The organism is Arthrobacter sp. 05L428, assembly GCF_056397665.1.
Genome location: NZ_JBFTNW010000002.1, coordinates 104,770 through 126,863, shown reverse-complemented (window position 1 = coordinate 126,863; position 22,094 = coordinate 104,770). Strand labels below are relative to the sequence as shown.

The window sequence follows — 22,094 nt, the reverse complement described above, 5'->3', positions numbered from 1 at the left end:
AAGGACCGGTCCCATGATCATCGCTCACGATCTCGGCACGACGGGCAACAAGGCATCCCTGCACGAGGCTGACGGAACCCTCCTGCGGGCCGTCACCATTGGCTACGAGCCGCACTTCGCTGCCGGCGGCCGCGCCGAGCAGGACCCCGACGTCTGGTGGAACGCGGTGGTCCAGGCCACGCAAAAACTGCTGGCCGAGACCGGCGTCGATCCGTCATCGGTGCAGGGCCTGGTGGTCGGCGGGCAGATGATGGGGGCCGTACTCCTCGACGGCAACTACGCGCCGGTCCGGCCCGCCCTGATCTGGGCCGACCACCGGAGCGTCGCCCAGTCCGACGAACTGGCCGGGGCCTTCGACGAGCAGGAGGCCTACGCCATGCTCGGCCACCGGATCAACCCCACCTATTCGCTGAGCAAGGTCATGTGGGTCCGGGACAACGAGCCCGAGGTCTTCAGCCGGGTCCGCCACGTCTGCCTTGCCAAGGACTACGTGGTGCACCGTCTCACCGGGCGGCTCGCGACGGATCACTCCGACGCCTCCGCCACGAACGCCTACGACCAGACCACCGGAACCTGGTCCGAGCGGATGCTGACCGCCGCCCGGATCGATCCGGCACTGTTTCCCGAAATCCTCAAGTCCACCGACGTCGTCGGTCCCCTCACCTCCGCCGCTGCGGCGGCCACCGGCCTGGGAACCTCGACGTCGGTGGTGATGGGCGGCGGTGACGGCCCGGTCGCGGCCGTAGGCGCCGGCGTCGTCTCCGAGGACGACCAGGCGTACGTCTACCTTGGCTCCTCCTCGTGGGTGCAGATCGTCACGGCCGCGCCGCTGATCGACCCGCTCCGCCGGACCATGACGTTCGACCATGTCATTGACGGGAAGTACGTCCCGACCGCGACCATGCAGGCCGGCGGCGCGTCCCTCCAGTGGGCCGTCGGACTGTTTTCCGACCGCGGCGAGAAGGACCGCTTTGATCGGCTCATTGCCGAAGCGGCCGGGGCAACTGCGAGCGAGTCGGGACTGTACTTCCTGCCGCACCTGCTCGGCGAGCGCTCTCCCTATTGGAACCCCCAGGCCGCCGGCGCGTTCGTCGGCCTCGAGATGCACCACGGCCGTGCGAACATGATCCGCTCCGTCCTCGAGGGTGTGGCCTTCAACCTGGGAACGTGCGTCAACGCCTTCAACGACGCCGGGGCGGCCATCAGCCGGATCGACGCCATTGGCGGCGGTGCGGCCAGCGACACCTGGCTGCAGATCATGGCCGACGTCTGGGGCGTGACCGTCCGGCGCCGGAGCATCGTCGAAGAGGCCAACAGCCTCGGCGCCGCCGTGACCGCCAGCGTGGGACTCGGACTCGTGGACGACTTCAGCGTCGCCCGGGACCTGTCCCGGGTGACGGCCGAGTTCCAGCCCGACCGCGAAGCGCACGAGCGCTACACGGCCGCCCACCAGATATTCCTCGACGCCTACGGCCAGCTGGAACCGTGGTTCCCCACCCGCCGGGGGAAACACTGATGCCGGTCATCCTCGTCACCTCCCGCTCCTTCTCCTCCGGCGAACAAGACCTGGTCTCCCGCCTGGAAAGCCGCGGCCACACCGTTCGGAGTGGCCCCTCGGACCACTCCCTGGACGCCATCGGCGCCGATCTGGCGGTGGCGGACGGGTGGATCGCCGGAACCGGCGAGGTCACCGCGGCCCACCTGGACGCGGCGCCGCGGCTGAAAGTCCTGGCCCGCTACGGGGTGGGGTTCGAAGCCGTGGACGTCCGGGCCGCAGCCGAGCGGGGCGTGGTGGTCACGAACACCCCCGGCGCCAATTCCAATGCTGTCGCCGAGCATGCCCTGGCACTCATGCTGTCCGTCCTGCGCACCGTTCCGGAGGGCGACCGCCGGGTGCGGAACCGGGACTGGTCGGTCATCCGGGGCCGCGAGCTGGGCTCGCTGACCGTGGGCCTGGTGGGCTTCGGCCGGATCGGGCAAATCGTGGCCCGCTTGCTCTCCGGATTCGGTTCCCCCGTGTACGCCTCGGACCCGTTCATGGGACCCGAGCTGATCAGGAGCCTCGGCGCCGAGCCCCTGGACCTGGCGGAAATGGCGGCCACCTGCGACGTGATCTCCCTGCACGCCCCGGGTGGCCAGCAGCTCATCGACGCGGCCTGGCTGGCCGCCGCTGCGAAACCGCTCGTCGTGGTCAACACCGCCCGACCGGAACTTGTGGATGAGGAGGCGGTCGCCGAGGCCCTGCGCACCGGAGTGCTCGCCGCCTTCGCCGCGGACACCCTGCGCGGAGACACGAGCGGGCAGGACTCCCCCGTGCTCGATCCGCAGCTCGCGGCCCGGGTGGTCATCACTCCGCACTTCGGGGCGCAGACCGTCCAGGCCGTCGACGGCATGGGGTCCATCGCCGTGGACAACCTGCTGGCCGTCCTGGAAGGGCGGACGCCGCCCAACCCCGTCAGCCCGACTCCTACGAAAGTGAACTAATGGCCGACCTCCTCAAACTCAGGCAGACCGGGATCCTCGCCGTCGTGCGGGCTCCCAGCACCGAGAGCGCCATCCGCGGCGCCGCCGCCCTGTTGGAAGGGGGTGTGACCGGACTGGAAATCACCTATTCCACCCCGGATGCCCCCGCCGTCATCCTCGCCCTGCGCGCCGAATACGGCGACAAGATCTACCTGGGCGCCGGCACCGTCCTCACCCGGGCCCAGGCCGAGGACGCCGTCGACGCCGGCGCGGAGTTCCTCGTCAGCCCCGGCACCGTCGCCGGGACCGTGACGGCAATGAAGGCCACCGGATCCCTCGTCATGGCCGGTGCCCTGACGCCCACCGAGGTTCTTACCGCAGTCGGCCTGGGTGCCGACGTCGTCAAGATCTTCCCCGCCTCCCTTGGCGGCCCCTCCTACTTCCGGGCGCTCCGCGGCCCGTTGCCGGACGTTCCCCTGATGCCCACCGGAGGGGTCACCCCCGGCAACATCGGTGACTGGTTCGACGCCGGAGCCGTCGCCGTCGGGGCCGGCGGCGACCTCTGCTCCACCGCAGACCTCGCTGCCGGACGCTACGACCTGGTCCGCGAGAAGGCCCTCAACTTCAGCGCCGCCTTGGAAAGGACGCTTGCATGAACGGCTACATGGGATTTGTCGGTGTGACCACCTCGGGGTCCTCGATCATGAAGATCTTTCCGCAGTGGGCCCGGATCCTCCAGCTGCCCACCGACCGGCTCACCGGCCACGACCTCCCCCTGGGGGCCAGCCGGGAACAGTACCGGGAGCTCGTCACCCGGATTCGCGACGACAAGGACCACCGCGGCGCCCTGGTCACAACCCACAAGATGGACCTTTACCAGGCCGCCCACGACCTTTTCGACGAGGTTGACGAGTTCGGCCGGCTCTGCGGCGAAATCTCCAGCATCTCCAAGCGGGACGGCCGTCTCATCGGCCACGCCAAGGACCCCATCACCGCGGGCCTGGCGCTCGAGGAATTCCTGCCGCCGGGCCACTTCAAGGAAACCGGCGCGCACGTTATCTGCCTGGGCGCCGGCGGCGCCGGAACCGCCCTGAGCTGGTACCTGGCCGGCCACACGGACGCGCCGGAGAAGATTGTCTGCACCGACACCAGCCCGGTCCGGCTCCAGCACCTGGCCGACGTCCACGCCCGGGGCCAGCTCCCCGCTGCCCTCTTCGAGTACCGGCTGATCGAGGGCCCCGGGGACACCGCGCGGGTGATGGCCGAAGCCCCGGCGGGCAGCCTCGTGGTCAATGCCAGCGGCCTCGGCAAGGACCGGCCGGGATCGCCCCTCCCGGACGGCGTCGATTTTCCCCGGGACGCGATCGTGTGGGAGTTCAACTACCGCGGCTCCCTCGAGTTCCTGGCCCAGGCCCGGGAACAGGCGGAACGGCGCCAGCTGACCGTCGTAGACGGCTGGCGCTATTTCATCCACGGCTGGAGCCAGGTCATCGCCGAGGTGTTCGACGTCGAACTCACCGACCAGCTGCTGGACCAGCTGGCCGAAGCCGCGGCCAGCGCAAGATGACCTTTGTCCGCACCGTCCTCGGCGACATCGAACCGGCGTCGCTCGGACCGACGAACTACCACGAGCACCTGTTCCAGTCCTCTCCTCTGTTGCCCGGGGACGAGCTGGACGACGAGGCGCTGTCCGGCCGGGAAGCAGCCCTGCTGCGCGGCGCCGGCATGGCGGCGATGGTGGAGGCGACCCCGCTCGGCCTGGGGCGCAATCCCGCGGCGGCGGCACGCATCGCCGCCGCCGCGGGGCTGCACATCGTCGCCACCACGGGTGCCCACCGGGAGGCGCACTACCCCGAAGGGCACTGGTTGCGCGGGGAGCGGGAAGAGAAACTTGCCCGGCGGTTCACCATTGAGCTCACGGCAGGCTGCGGGTCACCCGACGAATCCGCAGCGCCATCGGCGGACGTCTCCGGCCCGGAGGCCGGCGCTGCCGTCTCGGGCCCGGTGCCGGTGCGCGCTGGGCTGTTGAAGGCCGGGATCGGCTACTGGTCCATCACGGCCTTCGAACGCCGCGTGCTGGCGGCCGTGGCGGTGGCCCACGCCGTCACCGGCGCCCCGATCATGGTCCACCTGGAGTTCTGCACGGCAGCCCACGAACTGCTCGACCTCCTGGCCGCCGCCGGCGTCCCGGAGTCCCGCGTGGTCCTGGCCCACGCCGACCGCAACCCCGACGCCGGGCTGCACCTCGAGCTGGCCTCCCGCGGCGCCTACCTGGGCTACGACGGCATGGCCCGGCCCAAGGGCCGCACGGACGCGGAGATCATCACCCTCGCCGAGCAGGTCATCGCCGGCGGCGGTGGAGGCCGCCTGCTGCTCGGCGGCGACGTCGCCCGGCGCACCAGGTACGTCTCCTATGGCGGGATGCCCGGCCTGGCCTACCTCTCCGAGCGCTTCGTTCCGCGGCTCGCGGACCGCGTCGGCGCTGCCGCGGTGGACCGGATCCTGGTGGGCAACGCCGCCCGGGTGCTGCAGTGGCGCACCGGCCCCGAGCCCGACTAGGCAACGCCGGTCCGCCGACCAGCCGCAGCACACACAGAGAGAGGCCCCGGAGAAATCCGGGGCCTCTCTCTGTGTGTGCTGCCAGGTGCAGCGGCCGCTGCTTAGTGGTGGAGCAGCTTACTGGTAGAGGACAGCTGCGATCTTGGCGTCGTCCATGTTGTTCTTGTCGTACCAGTAGAACGGGGTGTCAGTGACCTTCGCCATGGACTTGCCCTTGGAGGCGTCAATCGCGGCCTGCACCGTGGCGGCACCCATGCCGATCGGATCCTGCGTGATGGCGCCGGCCATCAGACCGCTGCGGATCGCGTCGAGCTGGGCTTTGCCGGAGTCGAAGCCGATGACGGTGAGCTTGCCCGGCTTGAGGCCGAGTTCGGTGACGGCGTTGACGATGCCGACGGCCGAGCCCTCGTTGGTGCCGTAGAGGCCCTTGAGGTTCGGGTGGGCCTGGATCATCGCCTTGGCGATGTCCGCGGACTTCAGGTGGTCACCGTCGCCGTACTGGACGTCGACAACCTTGATGTCCGGGTACTTGGCCTTCATCTCGTTCAGGAAGCCGTCGCGGCGTTCCACACCGGTGCTGTTGATCTGGCTGTGGCCGACGACGGCGATCTCGCCGCTCTTGCCGATCAGTTCAGCCATGTGGTCGGCCGCCATGGCGCCGGCATCCATGCTGTTGGTCTTGGCCAGGTTCACCGGGTAGTCGCTCTTGCAGCCGGCGTCGAACTGGACCACGGGGATGTTGGCTGCCTTGGCCTGCTCAATCGCCGGGACACAGGCTTCCGGGTCCAGGGCGGCGTAGGCGATCGCCGTCGGCTTCTTGTCGATGGCCGCCTGGAGCATCTGCAGCTGCGAATCGACTTCGGTTTCGGCAGCCGGGCCCTCGAAGGTGATCTTGACGTTGAGTTCCTTGGCCTTATCCTCGGCACCCTTCTTCACAGCCTGCCAGAACTGGTGCTGGAAGCCCTTGGAAATCATGGCCACGTACGGGGTACCGCCATCGCCCCCGCCGCTGGGGGTCGCGCTGCCGGAGCCGCCGCAGGCGGTCAAGGAAAGAGCTGCGGCGAGGACGCCCGCCGCGAGGGTCTTTTTACCGAGTTTCATGTAAATCTCCATCCAGTGAGCGGGCCGGCAACATTGCGGGCCCTTGACCATTGTTGTTGGTTTCGAACGTTAAGTACAGGTAGATACAAGTTATTTTTGGAACTAATTTTTCCGTGGCCCGGTCGCCGGCCTGGTGGGCTGCGGCGGGCCCCGCCTAGGCCTCCCGGCGGCGGCGCAGCGAGTCGGTGAACACGGCGACGAGGATCACGATGCCCACCACGACGGTCTGCCACTCGGTCTGCACCGACATGATGCGCAGGCCGTTGATCAGCACGCTCATGATGAGGGCGCCGATAAGGGTGCCGAGGACCGAGCCCCGGCCGCCGAGGAGGGAGGTTCCGCCAATGATGACGGCGGCGATGGCCTGCAGTTCGTAGCCGGATCCCAGCTGCGGCTGCGCGGAGTCGAGGCGGGCGGCGATGACGACGCCGGCCACGCCGGTGAAGATGCCCGCGACCGTGTAGACGAGGATCTTCCACTTGCCGGTGTTGACACCGGAAATTTTGGTGGCTTCCTCGTTGCTGCCGATCGCGAAGATGTAGCGGCCCAGCAGGGTCTTGCCGAGCACCAGGTACGCCGCGATGCCGGTCAGGACCAGGATCAGGACGGCGTTGGGCAGGCCCGGGATGAGCTGGCCCAGGGCGATGTCCTTGAAGCCCTGCACCTTGCTGAAGTAGATCGGCCGAACGCCGGAGAGGACCAGGGCAAGGCCCTGGGCGATCAGCATCATGGCCAGGGTGGCGATGAACGGCGGAAGCTTCAGGATGGAAACGTTCAGGCCGTTGATCAGGCCCATCAAGGCGCCCGTTGCGATGCCGCCCAGCACGCCGATGTACAGCGGGAGCTGCAGGTTCACCAGCAAAAGGCCCGTGACCACCGAGCACAACGTCATGCCCGTTCCGATCGAGAGGTCGATTCCGGAGGTGATGATCACGAGTGTGGTGCCGAACGCCAGGATGCCGATCACCGCGGTGGACAGCAGGATTCCGGAGATGTTCGTCCAGGTGAAGAAGTTGCCGCTGGCCAAGGAGAAGAAGGCAAGCAGGACGATCAGGGTTCCGAAGGCCAGCGACTGCTGCAGCCGCTGGCGCAGGAAGGATCCCCTGGGTGATTCGCGCTTGACCGCGCCCGCGGGCGCCTCCGTGCGCGGTTCAGACTTTACTTCGCTCATTTTTCCGCTCCCTGCTGCTCCACACGTGTGGCGTAGTCCATGATTGTTGCTTGATCAGCACCGTCGCTGTCGATTTCCCCGGTGATGCGGCCTCCGGCCATGACCATGATCCGGTGGGACAGCCGGAGGACCTCCGGCAGTTCCGAGGAGATCATGATGATCGACTTGCCCCGCGCCACCAGGTCGTTGAGCAAGCGGTAGATTTCTTCCTTCGCACCGATGTCAATGCCGCGCGTCGGCTCATCGAAGATGAGGATGTCGCAGTCGCGGGCCAGCCATTTGGCGATGACGACCTTCTGCTGGTTGCCACCCGAGAGGTTCTTCGTGGTCGCAAACATCGACGGCGTCTTGATCCGGAGCGAGTCGATGTACTTCTGCGAGGTGCCCTTGCCCGAGCCCGACTTCATGAACCCGACGGGATTCGTGTAGTTGCCCAGCGAGGACAGCAGGATGTTGGTGTTCACGTCACGGTCCAGCAGCAGGCCCAGGCTCTTGCGGTCCTCGGACAGGTAGCCGATCCCCTGCTTGACGGCGTCGGCGGGCTGGCCGATCTTGACTTCCTTGCCGTTGACGAAGATCCGCCCCTCGGTCATCCGGTCCGCGCCGATGATGGCCCGGGCCAGTTCCGTCCGGCCCGCACCCATCAGTCCGGAGAATCCCAGGATCTCGCCGCGCCGCAGCTCGAAGCTGACGTCCTTGAGCAGTTTCCGGGTGCTGAGGTTTTCCACCCGCAGGACAACGTCGTCCACGTTGTCCCGGCGGACGTTCTCCGGTCGGGCGTTCTCGTCGATCTCCCGGCCGACCATCAGCTTGATCACTTCGTGCTGGCTGGCCGTGGCGGTATCCATGGTCGCGATGTATTTCCCGTCGCGCAGGATGGTGATGCGGTCGGTAATCCGCCTCAGCTCCTCCATCCGGTGGGAAATGTAGATCACGCCTACGCCGCGGTCGCGGAGGTCCCCGATCAGGCGGAACAGGGTCTCGGTCTCCGAGGTGGTGAGGGCCGACGTCGGCTCGTCCATAATGACGACCTTCGCGTCGAAGGACAGCGCCTTGGCGATCTCGACCATCTGCTGCTTCGCGACGGTGAGGTTCTCGACCAGGTCGGTCGGGGCGAATTCCTTGATCCCAAGCCGGCTTAGCAGTTCGGCGGTCTGCCGGTTCAGCTTCTTCTCGTCCAACAGAAGGCCGCCGAGACGCCTCGGCTCGCGGCCGATGTAAATGTTCTGGGCCACCGTGAGGTGGGACATCAGGTTCATTTCCTGATGGACGATGATGATGCCGAGTTCCTGGGCATGGCGCGGGCCGTCGATCTGGACCGGGACGCCTTCGAGGTAGATGGTCCCGGCATCCTTTTGGTAGATGCCGGAGAGGATCTTCATCAGGCTGGACTTTCCTGCGCCGTTCTCGCCGACGAGGGCGATAACCTCGCCTTTATGGACGTCGAAGTGGACATCACTCAGAGCCTGGACGCCGGGAAAGCTTTTGCTGATCCCTTCGACCTTCAGTAGTGGTTCACCCACTGTCTCACCTACTTCTTCGGAGATAACGCTGGTGCCTTGCGGCCGGTACTCGGTGGATTTCGGACGACGGCCGGCAACACTGCCGGCCTCAACTTGTATCTCGATGTATCTATCCTTGGTCCATAACTAGAGTAAGGTCAAATATGACCTAAAACACACCCTTTGGTCGGATGTCTAGAAATCGTTATGGGAGAAACATATGATGATTGGCTGCCACAGCCTAGTCTGGAACGGCTCGCTGGACCCGATTTCTTTCGCGGAGTCAGCACGAATGACGGCCGAAGCCGGCTTCGACTTACTGGAAATCCCGCTTATGGACCCATGGTCCTTCGACCCGAAGCAGGCCTCCCGCTCCCTCAAGGAACAAGGGCTGGCCGCCACCGCCTCGCTAGGTCTGACCGCGCAGACCGACCTCAGCAGCGAGGATCCGGCCGTGGTCGCAAGGGGCGAAGAGACCCTGAACAAGTGCCTGGAAATCGTGCACGATCTTGAGGCGGACTACCTGTGCGGCGTGATCTACAGCGCCATGCAGAAGTATTCCAGGCCCGCTACTGAAGCAGGCCGGCGCAACAGCGCCGATGCCTTGCGGCGGCTCGCGGAGCGCGCAGCAGTTCTCGGCATCCGCCTCGGCCTGGAAGTGGTGAATCGCTACGAAAGCAACTTGCTCAACACCGGCAGGCATGCCCTGGGGTTCATCGAGGAGATCGGCCACCCCAACGTCTACCTGCATCTGGACACGTACCACATGAACATCGAGGAGCCGGACCTGCTGAGCCCCGTGCTGGCGGCGGGCAACAAGCTGGGCTACGTGCACATCGGCGAGAGCCACCGCGGCTACCTCGGCTCCGGCAACGTGGACTTCGGCGCCTTCTTCCGCGGCCTCGCCCTCACCGGCTACGACGGCCCCGTGGTCTTCGAATCCTTCTCCTCCGCCGTGGTGGACGAACACCTGAGCAACACCCTGGGCGTCTGGCGCAACCTGTGGGACGATTCGGCGGACCTGGGCGCCCACGCCAACGACTTTATCCGGGGCCAGCTGGAGTCGGTCGCCTCCATCGCAAAGCACTAAACATCTGATCTATAAGGACTGACATATGACAAACCAGAGCGGAAACGGCCGACAAGGCGTCATCATCGTCGGCAGCATCACTGCGGACGTCACGACTTTTTCCAAAAGACTGCCAAAAAGAGGGGAAACCATCCTCGGCGAGGAGTTCACCCTGCTGCTGGGAGGCAAGGGAGCCAACCAGGCCGTCGCGAGCGGCCTCGCCGGCGCACCCTCCTTCATGGTGGGGTGCGTGGGCAACGACCTCTTCCGGCCGTTGGTCACGGGAGGGCTGGAGGACCACGGCGTCGACACCAGCGAGCTGCGTGTGGTCGAAGCTCCCACCGGAATCGCCCACATCAGGGTGGACGACTCCGGCGAAAACGACATTGTGATGGTGCCGCTCGCCAATGACCATCTGGGGCCGGAACAGATCACCGCCGCGATCACGCGGCTGGCGGCCAGGGCATCGGTACTGCTGACCCAGCTCGAGATCCCCCGGGAAGCGGCCGCGCACGCGGTCCGGGCAGCCCGGGCGGCCGGGCTGACGGTCATTCTGGACCCGGCGCCGGCCGCCGCGCTGGACCAGCAGACCTGGGCAAGCGTGGACTATGTGACCCCGAACGAGACGGAGGCGAGCCTGATCACCGGGATTCCGGTCACGGACCAGGCCAGCGCCATCCGCGCCGGAGAGTGGTTTCTGGCCCAGGGAACCGGCGGCGCCATCATCACTCTCGCCTCCGCCGGCGCGGTCCTGGTCACTGCCGACCGGCAGGCCGTCTTCGAGTCCTTCCCTGTCACGGCGGTGGACACCACGGCCGCCGGGGACGCGTTCTCCGGCTACCTTGGCGCCTCGCTTGCTGCCGGCCTGCCCATTGACGACGCGATCCGGCGCGCCATGGCTGCCGGGGCACTGGCCGTGACCAAGAAGGGGGCGTCACCCAGCCTTCCCTCCGCGGCAGACGTCGAGCTGTTCCTTTCCGACAACGTCCCGAGCTACTAGGAGTACCCGCATGAGAAAGAACCAAGGAATCCTGAACGGGCAGCTGTCGCGCATTGTTTCCGAGACCGGCCACACGGACACCCTGGTGGTCACCGACGCGGGCCTGCCCATCCCGGCCGGGGTCGAGCGCGTGGATCTGGCCTACTTCCCCTCCGAACCGCCGTTCCTCAAGGTCCTCGATGCCGTGCTGGCAGAGTTGGTGATCGAGGGTGCGACTCTGGCCGAAGAGCTCCGCGAGGCGAGTCCGGCGATGCTGGCGCAGATCCTGGAACGCCTCGAAACGGCCGGCATCGTGCCGGAGTTCGTGCCGCACACCGAGTTCAAGGCGCAGACGTCCGGAGCCCGCGCGGCCGTACGCTCGGGCGAGTTCACTCCGTACGCAAACGTGATCCTGCACGCCGGCGTTGCCTACGGCCCGGGCAAGGACTAGGCGGGGCCATGCACTTCTACTTGGACACGGCCACGCGGGCCGAGGCCGAACCGCTCTTGCGCAGCGGCCTGTTCGCGGGACTGACCACGAACCCCAGCATCCTCGCCGGCGCGGGTGTGCTCAACCGACAGATTCCTGAGCTGGTCGACTGGGCCTCCGCGGCCGGCGCCGGCACGGTATTCGTCCAGTCCTGGGGTTCCACCCGGGCCGAGCTGGAGGACCGCGGCGACTGGATCCACTCGCTGGGCGACAACCTCGTGGTGAAGGTTCCCGCCACCGCAGAGGGCGTCGCGGCGGCCAGGGCGCTGGCGGACCGGGGTGTGCGGGTGCTGGTCACGGCCGTCTATGCGCGGGAGCAGGCGCTGCCCGCCATGGCTGCCGGCGCGGAGTTCCTGGCCCCGTACCTGGGCCGGATGAACGACGCCGGCCGGGACGGGGCCGGAGAGATCGCCGCCATCCAGCAGTGCATCACCGCCGGGGCCTCGCCGCTGAAACTCCTGGTGGCAAGCCTGCGGGAGACGGCCCAGATCTCGGCGCTGGCACGGCTGGGGGTCTCCCATTTCACCTTCGGACCGGCCACGTGGCATAAGTTCTTCGCGGACCCGCTGACGGCCGCCGCGGTGGAGGTTTTCGAAGCCGAATCCGCGCGGATGGAGGTGGGCGGCTAGGACCCGGGCCGTTCCGGTTTGGCCGGCAGGGAGCGCCTGAGCCAGTGTTCAACGCCGCTGACGTGGACGATCGTCAGCGCCCGGGCCAGGTCGGCATCGTGGTTCGCCAGCGCGTCCGCGATCGCCCGGTGTTCTGCGAGAGTCCGGGCGACGGCGTCCTGCTCCGTGAGGGCCCGCCACACCCGGGCGCGCACGGTGCGGCTGTTGAGCCCGGACAGCAGGCTCGCCAGATAGGAGTTGCCCGAGGCCTCGGCGATCAGCGCATGGAAGTTCAGGTCGTGTTCGACGAGGTTTTCCGCCGACTCGACGTCGACGTCGTCGATCTCCTTGTGCAGCAGCGCGAGCTGCTCCGGCGAGATCGCCTGCGCCGCGAGCGAGGCCGCCGAGGCTTCCAGGATCCGCCGTACCTCGAGTAGTTCCAGGACCGAGGAATCACGGCTGAGATCCACCATGAACGCCACGGATTCCTTCAGCAGGGCCGGCTCGAGGCTCGTGACATAGGTCCCGTCACCGCGTCTGACATCCAGTACCCTGATGGTTTCGAGGGCCTTCACGGCTTCCCGCAGGGAACTGCGGGAGAGCCCCAGCTTTTCACTCAGGTCATTTTCCGGAGGGAGTTTGTCTCCGGGCGACAACTCGCCGGTGAGAATCATGTCCTTGATTCTGGCGATCGCATCATCCGTTAGGGCCATTCGCCCAGCATAGTTCACCACCGGAACGGCCCGATGCCGCCAACCCGGACCGGTCACAGAGACAAGGAGCCGCGTGGAACCCATCCGCAGCCAGGGGATTGAACTCGAGGCGGTCTTCTGGGATCTCGACGGCACGCTGGTGGACACCGAGCGCCACTGGACCGCGGTACAGACGGAACTGGTCGAGAGCTTCGGTGGAACCTGGACAGAGTCCCAGGCGCTGTCGATCATGGGCCGGTCCCAGGCGGACTCGATCAAGGTCCTGCAACGCGCGGGAGTCCGCCTGTCCTTCGAAGAGATCGCCCGGCGGGTCATGGAAGGCGTCCGGGACCGCATCAGCGAAAGCGTTCATTGGCGTCCGGGTGCCGCGGAGCTGCTGGCCGGCCTCCGGGCGCACGGCGTGCCATGCGTGCTCGTGACCATGTCCCATCGCCACATCGTTGGCGACATCCTGAACCACTTTCCGGCCAACAGCTTCGAACTCGCGGTGACCGGGGACATGGTTACCCAGGGCAAGCCGCATCCCGAGGCCTACCAGACCGCGTTCCGCCACCTCGAACGCACCCGGCCGCGGCTCTCCCGCCGGAGGGTCGTCGCCATCGAGGACTCGCTGCCCGGAACCCGCGCGGCCCGGGCAGCCGGACTACCGACGGTCGGTGTCCCGCACCTCGCGCCGTTGCCGGCCGCCGACGGACTGACGATCTGGCCCACCCTGGCAGGCCGCGGCGTCGCCGACCTGCATGCGGTCATCGCCGCCCCGGACCACGGCCGCGCCGAAGGCCCCCAAGGGTCGTAGCGCCTGGGTCCGGGAGCGCCTAGGATTCGGTTGCCGCCACCGGGGTGAGCCAGCTGAGCTCCGAGCCGTCTTCCTCGATCAGGGCGCCAAGTTCGGCGTTGAAGGCCTTGCTGTGGTCCGCGGCGATGTGCGCCCGGAATGCCTCTTCGTCGCGGTAGATCTCATAGACAAAGTAGGCATTCGGATTTTCACGCCGCGTGTGCGGATCGAAGACAATGTTCCCGCTCTCCCCGCGAACCCTGGCAGTCAACTCAGCCATCATCTCCGCGACCCGGTCCTCGGACCCGGCCTTGACCGTAAATTCAGCATACAAAGCAACAGGCACTGGCATTCCTCTCCCTCGGTGGATCCGACTCTAGCCGTCCAGGCGGTCGGAGCGAAGCGTTGACGCGGTGGCGCAGGCACTCCCCCCGTAATGACTGCGCGCCGGACGGGCGCCGCGGCCGCTACCCGTTAGTTGACGGCGCGCACAACCGGGATCGACGCCGTCGCCGGCCCTGGGAACACGGTTGGCTCCGGGCTCACCACGGCGTGTAGCGGCACGGCCACCGGTTCACTGCCCACGGTGAACCGTTCTCCGCGCACGTCGACGTCCAGCGGCGCGCCCTCCCGGACGGTCAGCCGGAGCGCCGCGTGGTCCAACTCGACATGCAGAAGGCCGCCGCGGAGTTTCAGGTGGAAGGACAGGGAATCCCATTCGGCCGGCAGCCGGGGATCGAAGTACGGCACCTGGCCCTGGTCCCGGAGGCCGGCGAAGCCGCTGACCAGCGAGCTCCAGACCCCGCCGGTGGAGGCGATGTGCACGCCGTCGATCGTGTTGCCGTGGGTATCGTCCAGATCGATGTACAGCGCGTGGATGAAGTGGTCCAACGCGGCCTTGCCATAACCGACCTCGGCGGCCATGATGCCCTGCACACAGGCGGACAGCGTGGAGTCGCCGGTGGTGATGGGGTCATAGAAGTCGAAGGCGCGGCGCTTTTCCTCCGCGGTGAAGTCCTGCCACTGCAGGAACATCGCCAGCACCGTGTCCGCCTGCTTGAGCACCTGATGCCGGTAGATCACCAGCGGGTGGAAATTCAGCAGCAGCGGGTATTTGGACCGCGGCGTGTCCCAGTCCCACGGCTCCAGGGTCATAAAGTCGTTGTCCTGCGAGTAGACCTGAAGGTCCTCGTCGTAGGGCAGCTGCATCCGGTTCGCGGCCTGCTCCCAGACCTCACGCTCGGCGTCGTCGATGCCCGGGTGGTCCAGCGCCGCGGCGGCGCGCAGGTTAAAGCGGGCCATGACGTTGGTGTAGAGGTTGTCATTGACGACGGCGGTGTACTCGTCCGGGCCGGTCACGCCATGGATGTGGAACAGCCCGTCCTTGCCGAAGAAGCCCAGTGAGGCCCACATCCGGGCGGTCTCGATGAGCAGATCGGAGCCGAGGGTCTCCTCGAACCCGGCGTCACCGCTGGCCCAGATGTAGCGGTTCGTGGCGAAGGCGACCGCGGCGGCGATGTGGAACTGCGCGGTGCCGGCGGCGTAGTAGGCGCTGGCTTCCAGGCCGTTGATGGTGCGCCACGGGAACAGGGCGCCGTCCACGCTGAGCTCCTTGGCGCGGACCCTGGCCTCAGGGAGCAGGTCGTGGCGGAACTCGAGGACCTGGCGGGCGTTGGCGGGGCTGGTGTAGGTCAGGTAGGGCAGCAGGTACACCTCCTGGTCCCAGAAGTAGTGCCCGTCGTAGCCGGAGCCGGAAACGCCTTTGGCCGGAATGCCGGCCACGTCTGCACAGGCCGTGGCCTGGGCCAGCTGGAAAAGGTTCCAGCGGATGGCCTGCTGCAGCTCGGCCTGGCCGCCCACCACGATGTCGCTGGTGGTCCAGTAGTCGCGGTAATGCGCCACGCTCTGGGCAAAGATCTCGGCGACTGGCAACAGGGCCCGCTCGGCGGTGTCGGCGAGGTCTTCATCCGCGGCTGCGGCGCGTCCCACGGCGTAGGAGACGCTCTTCTCCAGCACGAACGGTGTATCCGCGCTGACGGCCAGGACGTAGCGGACGCTGCTGTCGTCCTGGTCCACCTGGGTGTCGAACGGCTGGACTCCGGCGGAGGTCCAGTGGTCCACGGCCATACCGAGCCGCTGCTTGGACTCGGCGGCCTCCCAGGAGAGCCGGAGCGAACCGTCGCCGCCGTCGAGCCTTACCGGGAGCAGCACGCGGCCGGCGTGCCGGCCGGCGCGGCGCGGGTCATGCGCCGAGTGGTCCTCTACCGGCTGGTCCTGCCGGTTCACCACGGCGGAGGTCACGTCCGCGGAGATGTCCCGGTCCGCCGCAACTTCCAGCGAGATGCCGAGGGCGCCGCGCGCCTGGTACCCCACCGCGCGGCGTTCCGTGGTGGTCACGGTGGCGCCGGAACGGCACTGCCAGGTAATCCGGCATTCGTAGATGCCGGTGGCGAAGTCCACGCTGCGCCGGTAGTCCAGCACCGTGGATTCCTCAAGCGTGAGCATCTCGCCGTCGATGACCACGACGAAGTTGTTGGCATCCGGAACGTAAAGGATGCGCTGGCCGGTGCGGGCGAAGCCATAGGCATTTTCCGCGTGCTTGATGTCCCAGATCTCGTGGAAGCCGTTGATGAAGCTGCCCGGAAGCTCGGCGTCGGCGGCCGCCCAGTGGGCGCCCCGGATGCCGAGGTGGCCGTTGCCGAGACTGAAGAGCGTCTCCAGCGTTCCGGCATTGCCCGGCAGGTGGACGGTTTCCACGAGCTGCCAGGGGTCATTGGGGAACCTGGCGCGGTCCGAGGTGATGAGAGCCATGGTTGGGGTCCTTTGGCGGTGACGGTTGTGCGGGTGGGTGGTGGCGGCGGCCGGCTAGAGCAGTTCGGCCAGATCGTTGACCACGATCGTGGCGCCGGCATCGAGCAGGGTCTTCCGGCCCGCTCCGCGGTCCACGCCGATGACCGAGTGGAAGCTCCCCGCGCTTCCAGCCTGGACACCGGAGACGGCGTCTTCGACGACGACGCACTCTTCACTGGGAAGTCCCAGCAGCCGTGCGGCGTACTGGTAGGTGGCCGGGCTGGGCTTGCCCGGCAGTCCCTCCGACACCGCGACGACGCCGTCCACCACCACCGGGAAATAGTCCGAGAGCCCGGCGGCCTTCAGCACCGGGACGGCATTGCGGGAGGAGGAGACGACGGCGAGCTTGAGTCCGCGCTTGAGCGCGGCGTCGATGAAGCGGACGGAGCCCTCGAAGGGCTGCACGCCGCCGGCGGCCACGATGTCGTTGAACACCTTGTTCTTGCGGTTGCCGAGGCCGTGCACGGTGTCGTGCGCCGGATCGTCGTCGGCGGGGCCTTCCGGCAGCACGATGTTCCGCGAAGCCAGGAAGTCACGGACGCCGTCGAAGCGGGGCTTGCCGTCGATGTGGTCGAAGTAGTCGCTCTCGCGGTAGCCCGGGGCCTCCGGCACGCTCTTGAGGAAGCCGTCGAAGAGTTCCTGCCAGGCACGCTCGTGCACCACCGCGGTGGGGGTCAGGACGCCGTCGAGGTCGAACAGGATGGCGGAGGCGCCGGCGAGCACGTCTGCCGGTGCGCCGGCGGCGTTGGAGGTCTCAGTCATGGGGCGAATGTCCTTTCAGACGGTGGCGGGGAAAGTCTTGGAAAAGAAAGTTGGCGGGCCGCCCGCCGGTACGGGGCGTGCCTGCGGGCGTTGGCCGGCATCAGCGTCGGCGGCGGGTGCTCCTGCGCTCGACCAGCTTGGTCTCCAGCAGGTGCGTGGCGGGGGGATTCGGAAGCCCGGAGCGGTGGAGTCTTTCGATCAGCAGGTTGGCGGCGAACGCGCCCTGGTCGGCGACCGGCTGGGCCATCGTGGTGAGCCCGAGGAACCAGCTCATCTGATGATCGTCTATCCCAATGATGGAGACGTTTTTGGGCGCTGACAAACCGAGGTCCCGCAGGGCCATCAGCGCTCCGAACGCGGTCTCGTCGCAGCCGGCGAAAACGGCGGACGGCATCCTGCGGTTCTCGATCAGTTCGGTCATGGCCCGTCGTCCGCCCTCGATGCTGGATCCGGCGTCCAGCACCAGGTCGGGATCAACGGTCAGTTCGTGTTCGGCGAGGGCCATCTCGAAGCCGCGCCGCCGCGCGTCCGCGGTGACCACGGAGCGCTCCCCCGGCTCGCGACCGGCCAGCATCGCCAGGTCCCAGTGGCCTAACCCGAGCAGGTGGCCCGTGGCTTGCCGGGCGGCCCCTTCATTGTCGATTCCCACGTTGTCCCACGGGACGCCGTGCATGCCCACGCTCGCGACGGCGAGGCCGGAGGCTTCGACGGCGGCGATTTCGCCGCCGTCGAGGGCAACGTTCAGCAGCAGGACCCCGTCCACCCGCTGGGCCAGTCCGGCCAGGTCGCCGAAGAGCTTGCGCTGCACGCTGGGCCGGTTGCGGAGGCTGATCAGCACGGTGTCGTAGCCGCTGTCGGCGAGGACTTCCTCCGCAGCCTCGACGGCCTGGGCGAAGAACCAGGCCGTCGCGGTGGGGACGATGATCGCCACTGCGCCAGTGGTTCCGCCGGCCAGGCGCGAGGCCGCGGACGATGCCTTGTAGCCGAGCTTGGCGGCCGCGTCGGCGACTTTTGCCTGGGCCTTTTCGGACACGTTGGGGAGGTGCCGGAGAGCCCGGGAAACGGTGCAAATGGAGAGCCCGGAGAGGGCTGCGACGTCCTGGATGGTCACGCGTGGAGCCTTAGCCATGCGACACGGGCCTGGACCTTTCTTCCCCCTGCAGTAGTGGGCCGATCAAATTGGCCAAAGTTGAGTGTAAACGCTTATAAATTCGGCGCGCAAGTGGCGGCGGTTTTCCATCGAATGGAATTGCCAGAGGGTACGGAATCCGGCTCCTGAAGGTACGGAGTCCGGCTCAGCGCAGCACGTAGTGGCGCAGGAACGCGCCGACATCCACGAGTTCCGCCCGGGAGATCGCGTGGCCCATACCGGGATAGCTGCGCGCCGTGAGTTGGGTGTTGCGGTGCAGCCATTCCTCGGTGTGTGCCGTGGCGGCGTCGTTGATCACGGGATCCGCTTTGTCGCGCCCCCAAAAGAACGGCGGCCTCGCGTCGAAAGACTCGCTCATGGCCAGCAGTTCGTTGTCCAGCACGAAGCCCGACAGCCCGACGACGGCACGGAACCCCTCCGGCCGCAACCTCAGCAGGGTGCTCGCCATGGCCATGCCCTGGGAGAAGCCGAGCAGGCTGACGCTGCTGTGCCGCCCCTTGACGGCGTCGATCCAGCTGAAGACCGAGTTCGTGGCGCTGATGACGTCCGCGAAGTCGTGGGTGAGGAAGTAGTCCAGCAGGAACCAGCCGTAGTCATCGCCGATCACCTTCGGCCCGCGCAGGGCGGCGCAGGTGAAGTCGGGCGGCAGGCTGGCAAACAGGTCCGCCATCCGGGTCTCGTCCGTGCCGTAGCCGTGCAACATCACCAGCAGCGGCGTGCCAGCGCGCTCCGGCTCCGGCCTGGACCAGACAACAGTATTCATGGGGCCAGCCTAGCCAGCCCGGCCGGTGGTGCCGCTTGGCGCCACGGCGTCCGCTCCCCGTGTCCTTGCGCCGGCCCCTGCGCCGGCCCCTGCACCGGTTACCGCGCCGGTTACCGCGCCGGTTACCGGTCCTTGCGCCGGACCCTGCCACGGTTTGCGCTACGGCCCGGGAATTCCGCTACGGATTCGGACAGCTGCACCCCGGATCCGCGCCGCGCTTGCCCGGAGTTGACGCCCTTGTCCGAAAACGCCGCGGAAATGGCCCGATATGGCCCCTCACCTGCGGATTTCCCCGGCGGGGCGCGGCCAAAATCGTTGAAAGGACACGTACCGGGCTGTAGCGTGACGCTGGACAGCATGCTTAGCAATACCTATCGGTCCCACCCGGACAACAAGGAGCAAGTCATGAGAATCGGTTCCTCCATCTTCCTTATCGCCATCGGCGCCATCCTGGCCTGGGCCATCGCGCCCGGCCTGATCCCCAACGTGGACCAGACCATGATCGGTTACATCCTGATGGTGGTCGGCGTCATCGGGCTGGTCGCGTCCCTGATCCTGGCCTCCCCCGGCCGCAGCCGCACCCGCCGTGTCAGCGAGACCCGTTCCGTCGTCGACCCCAACACCGGCGAGACCATCACCCGCAATGAAAGCCGCGACGCCGGCATCTGATCCCCCGGCGCTGCGACGCGCCACCCAACTGACCCGGACGCCGGGCCGGACCTCACAGGTCGGGCCCGGTGTCGGGCGTTTAAGCTGCGGGCCCGGGGAGCTTCCCACGCCCGTCTGGCACGGCCCCGCGTCCGGACATGCCCAACGTCGGGCTTGTCCAATGGACATAGACCTGAACTGTCCACACCCCGGGCCGAGCAATGGACATGCTCCGCCGGGCAAGCGCAGTCCGGACATGCCCACCCCCGGGGTGGTCAATGGACATAGACCCGAAGTGCCCATTCCCGGACCCAGGGAATGGACATGTCCCCCGCTCTTGGTCCGCAGGAAATGGACATGTCCAACGGCTGCGGGGAACGAAGTCCGGACATGCCCAGCCTCGGACGCGGCCAACGGACATGATCCCGAAATGCCCATGCGTCGGCCCGGGGAATGGGCATGTCCCCAACTCCCGGGTGCGAAGAATGGGCATGTCCCCTTCAGGGCACAGGGGCTGGGCATGTCCCCGGGCCCTCCGACACCTCGTCTGCGTTCATGTGGTTTTTCGTTGACAAAGCCACATGAACAAAGATAAAGTCAATCAATTCCACTTCATGCTATGGGGGTCACCGAAGCAGCCGGAAGCCGCGGCACAGGAAATAGCAGCACTCGAGTAAATGTCGCAATGGAGGGCACGTGTTCGCCGAGGAACGCCAACAACTGATCGTGGAGCTCGTCGCCGCCAGCGGCCGGGCCAGTGTCACCGACCTCGCCGAGCGCTTCAGCATCACCACGGAAACCGTCCGCCGCGACCTGGCCGCCCTTGAAATCGCGGGCACGGTCCGCCGGGTCCACGGCGGCGCTGTCTCCCCCGAGCGCATCAGCACCACGGAAGAGAGCATCCTCGAGCGCACTGTGCAGCGGCAGCCCGAGAAGACCCGGATCGCGGAGGCGGCCCTGGCCCTCATCCCGCGGGGCCGGTCCGGCAGCATCCTGATCGACGCCGGCTCCACCACCGAGGCCCTCGCGGAGCTGCTCGCTGCCCGCACGGCCGCCGCCGGAGCGGCCTCCGGAACCGGGGCCGACGCCGAACTGGTGGTCATCACCCATGCACTGCCCATCGCGGCGAGGCTGTCCGGCGAACCCGGCATCGCCCTGCACCTGCTCGGCGGCAAGGTCCGCGGCCTGACCCAGGCCGCCGTCGGCCAGTCCACCGTCGAAGCTGCCGGGCGGATAAGGCCCGACATCGCGTTCATCGGCACCAACGGTATTTCCGCGGCCTTCGGGCTGAGCACTCCCGATCCTGAAGAAGCTGCCGTCAAGGCCGCCTTCGTCCATTCAGCGCGCCGCATTGTGGTGCTGGCTGATACCTCCAAGCTGGATGCAGAGACGCTGGTCCAGTTCGCCTCCTTGAAAGATCTGGACACCGTGATCACAGACACGAAACCCAGCCCGGCCCTCGCCGAAGCCCTCGCGGACGCCGGAGTGGAGGTGGTGGTCGCATGATCGTCACCCTCACGGCCAACCCCAGCCTGGACCGCACCGTGGCGCTGCCCGGCCCGCTGCTCCGCGGCGAAGTGCAGCGCGCCATTTCCGTCCGGCAGGAGTCCGGCGGCAAGGGAGTCAATGTCTCCCGGGCACTCGTCGCCTCCGGGCTGCAAACCCTTGCCGTGCTGCCGGGAGCGGCTGCGGACCCGGTGCTCGCCGGCCTGCGCGACAGCGAGGTGCCGTTCGCCGCCCTGCCCATCGGCGAGCCGCTGCGCAGCAACGTGGCGCTCACCGAGCCCGGCGGCGTCACCACCAAGATCAACGAGCCCGGTCCGGCGCTGAACGGGGAACAGCAGGAGGCCCTGATCGGGCTGCTGCTGGATTCCTCCCGCGGCGCCAGCTGGGTCGTCCTGGCCGGCTCGCTCCCCCCGGGAGTCCCGGTCGACTTTTACGCCACCGTTACCCGGCGGCTGCGGTCCCTGCACGACGGCACCGAGGCACCCCTCATCGCCGTCGACTCCTCCGGCGAACCGCTCGCCGCCGCGATCTCCGGGGACGCCCTGGGGAAACCGGATCTGCTCAAACCCAACGCCGAGGAACTGGCGGAACTGGCTGCCGCGGCCGGGTTCGCCACGGATAAGTCCGCCGAGGAACTCGAGGGTGACCCGGAGGCTGCCGCGGCAGCCGCCGCCGCCGTCGTGCGTTCCGGAGTGGGTGCCGTACTCGCCACCCTCGGTTCCAAGGGTGCGGTGCTTGTGACGGCCGACGGCGCATGGCTGGCCACGCACCCGCCGGTCAAGGCGGTCAGCACGGTCGGCGCCGGCGATTCCTCGCTTGCCGGCTACCTGCTCGCCTCCAGCCAGGGCGCCGCCCCGGCCGATTGCCTGCGTCAGGCGGTGGCCCATGGTGCCGCCGCTGCCTCGCTGCCCGGCTCCACCGTCCCGGCAGTGCATCAAACAACCCCCGCCGCCGTAACCATCACGGCCCTGAAGAAGGATTGACA

Annotated in this window: 22 protein-coding genes; 13 read left to right on the top strand and 9 right to left on the bottom strand. The window is 67.6% G+C overall.

Annotated elements, in window-relative coordinates:
- The first annotated feature begins 13 nt into the window (after nt 1-13).
- From xylB to AC1DH3_RS06920, 5 genes are read left to right on the top strand one after another with little or no spacing between them, the layout of a single operon-like run.
- Nucleotides 14-1,516, top strand: coding sequence for a xylulokinase (xylB, locus tag AC1DH3_RS06940; protein WP_476908903.1), 1,503 nt, complete (start codon nt 14-16; stop codon nt 1,514-1,516).
- Nucleotides 1,516-2,484 (top strand): NAD(P)-dependent oxidoreductase, encoded by a 969-nt coding sequence (locus tag AC1DH3_RS06935; RefSeq protein ID WP_476908902.1) that lies wholly within the window; start codon nt 1,516-1,518, stop codon nt 2,482-2,484. Before xylB ends, AC1DH3_RS06935 begins: the two co-directional genes overlap by 1 nt.
- Complete coding sequence (locus tag AC1DH3_RS06930; protein ID WP_476908901.1) at nt 2,484-3,119, top strand: bifunctional 4-hydroxy-2-oxoglutarate aldolase/2-dehydro-3-deoxy-phosphogluconate aldolase; 636 nt, start codon at nt 2,484-2,486, stop codon at nt 3,117-3,119. The genes AC1DH3_RS06935 and AC1DH3_RS06930 overlap by 1 nt, the downstream gene beginning before the upstream one ends.
- Nucleotides 3,116-4,030 (top strand): shikimate dehydrogenase family protein, encoded by a 915-nt coding sequence (locus AC1DH3_RS06925; RefSeq protein WP_476892968.1) that lies wholly within the window; start codon nt 3,116-3,118, stop codon nt 4,028-4,030. The genes AC1DH3_RS06930 and AC1DH3_RS06925 overlap by 4 nt, the downstream gene beginning before the upstream one ends.
- On the top strand, nt 4,027-5,022 hold the full coding sequence (locus AC1DH3_RS06920) for a phosphotriesterase family protein (protein ID WP_476908900.1): 996 nt from the start codon (nt 4,027-4,029) through the stop codon (nt 5,020-5,022). The genes AC1DH3_RS06925 and AC1DH3_RS06920 overlap by 4 nt, the downstream gene beginning before the upstream one ends.
- A gap of 117 nt (nt 5,023-5,139) precedes the next feature.
- Here AC1DH3_RS06920 and AC1DH3_RS06915 read toward each other — a convergent pair whose 3' ends face one another.
- The 3 genes from AC1DH3_RS06915 to AC1DH3_RS06905 form a co-directional block, all read right to left on the bottom strand.
- On the bottom strand, nt 5,140-6,123 hold the full coding sequence (locus tag AC1DH3_RS06915) for an ABC transporter substrate-binding protein (protein WP_441418066.1): 984 nt from the start codon (nt 6,121-6,123) through the stop codon (nt 5,140-5,142).
- Nucleotides 6,124-6,277: 154 nt separating this feature from the next.
- Complete coding sequence (locus tag AC1DH3_RS06910; protein ID WP_441418067.1) at nt 6,278-7,294, bottom strand: ABC transporter permease; 1,017 nt, start codon at nt 7,292-7,294, stop codon at nt 6,278-6,280.
- Complete coding sequence (locus AC1DH3_RS06905) at nt 7,291-8,817, bottom strand: sugar ABC transporter ATP-binding protein (protein ID WP_476908899.1); 1,527 nt, start codon at nt 8,815-8,817, stop codon at nt 7,291-7,293. The genes AC1DH3_RS06910 and AC1DH3_RS06905 overlap by 4 nt, the downstream gene beginning before the upstream one ends.
- 271 nt (nt 8,818-9,088) lie before the next feature.
- On the opposite strand from AC1DH3_RS06905, the gene AC1DH3_RS06900 reads away from it, so the two are divergent.
- Genes AC1DH3_RS06900 through AC1DH3_RS06885 form a run of 4 tightly spaced genes read left to right on the top strand, consistent with a single transcriptional unit; the run spans nt 9,089 to nt 11,963 of the window.
- Nucleotides 9,089-9,886, top strand: a complete 798-nt coding sequence (locus tag AC1DH3_RS06900) for a sugar phosphate isomerase/epimerase family protein (protein ID WP_441418069.1) — start codon at nt 9,089-9,091, stop codon at nt 9,884-9,886.
- A gap of 25 nt (nt 9,887-9,911) precedes the next feature.
- Nucleotides 9,912-10,865, top strand: a complete 954-nt coding sequence (locus AC1DH3_RS06895; protein WP_441418070.1) for a ribokinase — start codon at nt 9,912-9,914, stop codon at nt 10,863-10,865.
- A gap of 10 nt (nt 10,866-10,875) precedes the next feature.
- Nucleotides 10,876-11,295, top strand: a complete 420-nt coding sequence (gene rbsD, locus AC1DH3_RS06890) for a D-ribose pyranase (RefSeq protein WP_476908898.1) — start codon at nt 10,876-10,878, stop codon at nt 11,293-11,295.
- Between the two features lie 8 nt (nt 11,296-11,303).
- Entirely contained in the window at nt 11,304-11,963 is a 660-nt protein-coding gene (locus AC1DH3_RS06885) for a transaldolase family protein (protein ID WP_476908897.1), read from the top strand.
- Here the strand turns inward: AC1DH3_RS06885 and AC1DH3_RS06880 are convergent.
- Nucleotides 11,960-12,655 (bottom strand): FadR/GntR family transcriptional regulator, encoded by a 696-nt coding sequence (locus tag AC1DH3_RS06880; protein ID WP_441418073.1) that lies wholly within the window; start codon nt 12,653-12,655, stop codon nt 11,960-11,962. The two genes, AC1DH3_RS06885 and AC1DH3_RS06880, sit on opposite strands and share 4 nt — an antisense overlap.
- 73 nt (nt 12,656-12,728) lie before the next feature.
- Between AC1DH3_RS06880 and AC1DH3_RS06875 the strand changes: the two genes are divergently transcribed.
- The gene (locus tag AC1DH3_RS06875; RefSeq protein WP_476908896.1) at nt 12,729-13,451 is read left to right on the top strand and encodes an HAD family hydrolase; all 723 of its coding nucleotides are present in this window, start codon (nt 12,729-12,731) and stop codon (nt 13,449-13,451) included.
- A 19-nt stretch (nt 13,452-13,470) separates the two neighbouring features.
- On the opposite strand, the gene AC1DH3_RS06870 is transcribed toward AC1DH3_RS06875, so the two are convergent.
- The 5 genes from AC1DH3_RS06870 to AC1DH3_RS06850 all read right to left on the bottom strand — a co-directional run bounded on the left by AC1DH3_RS06870 (nt 13,471) and on the right by AC1DH3_RS06850 (nt 18,955).
- Nucleotides 13,471-13,776, bottom strand: coding sequence for a putative quinol monooxygenase (locus AC1DH3_RS06870; protein ID WP_476908895.1), 306 nt, complete (start codon nt 13,774-13,776; stop codon nt 13,471-13,473).
- Between the two features lie 128 nt (nt 13,777-13,904).
- Nucleotides 13,905-16,241, bottom strand: coding sequence for a glycoside hydrolase family 65 protein (locus AC1DH3_RS06865; RefSeq protein ID WP_476908894.1), 2,337 nt, complete (start codon nt 16,239-16,241; stop codon nt 13,905-13,907).
- Nucleotides 16,242-16,295: 54 nt separating this feature from the next.
- Nucleotides 16,296-17,042 carry an HAD family hydrolase gene (locus AC1DH3_RS06860; protein ID WP_441418077.1) on the bottom strand — a complete coding sequence of 249 codons (747 nt, stop codon included), beginning with the start codon at nt 17,040-17,042 and terminating at the stop codon, nt 16,296-16,298.
- A 100-nt stretch (nt 17,043-17,142) separates the two neighbouring features.
- Nucleotides 17,143-18,153 carry a LacI family DNA-binding transcriptional regulator gene (locus AC1DH3_RS06855; RefSeq protein WP_441418078.1) on the bottom strand — a complete coding sequence of 337 codons (1,011 nt, stop codon included), beginning with the start codon at nt 18,151-18,153 and terminating at the stop codon, nt 17,143-17,145.
- Between the two features lie 184 nt (nt 18,154-18,337).
- The gene (locus AC1DH3_RS06850; RefSeq protein ID WP_441418079.1) at nt 18,338-18,955 is read right to left on the bottom strand and encodes an alpha/beta hydrolase; all 618 of its coding nucleotides are present in this window, start codon (nt 18,953-18,955) and stop codon (nt 18,338-18,340) included.
- A 405-nt stretch (nt 18,956-19,360) separates the two neighbouring features.
- On the opposite strand from AC1DH3_RS06850, the gene AC1DH3_RS06845 reads away from it, so the two are divergent.
- From AC1DH3_RS06845 to AC1DH3_RS06835, 3 genes are all read left to right on the top strand, one after another.
- The gene (locus AC1DH3_RS06845; protein WP_138767724.1) at nt 19,361-19,624 is read left to right on the top strand and encodes a DUF6458 family protein; all 264 of its coding nucleotides are present in this window, start codon (nt 19,361-19,363) and stop codon (nt 19,622-19,624) included.
- 675 nt (nt 19,625-20,299) lie between these two features.
- Nucleotides 20,300-21,109, top strand: coding sequence for a DeoR/GlpR family DNA-binding transcription regulator (locus tag AC1DH3_RS06840; protein ID WP_476892974.1), 810 nt, complete (start codon nt 20,300-20,302; stop codon nt 21,107-21,109).
- Nucleotides 21,106-22,092, top strand: a complete 987-nt coding sequence (locus AC1DH3_RS06835) for a 1-phosphofructokinase family hexose kinase (protein WP_441418081.1) — start codon at nt 21,106-21,108, stop codon at nt 22,090-22,092. Before AC1DH3_RS06840 ends, AC1DH3_RS06835 begins: the two co-directional genes overlap by 4 nt.
- Nucleotides 22,093-22,094: the final 2 nt, after the last annotated feature.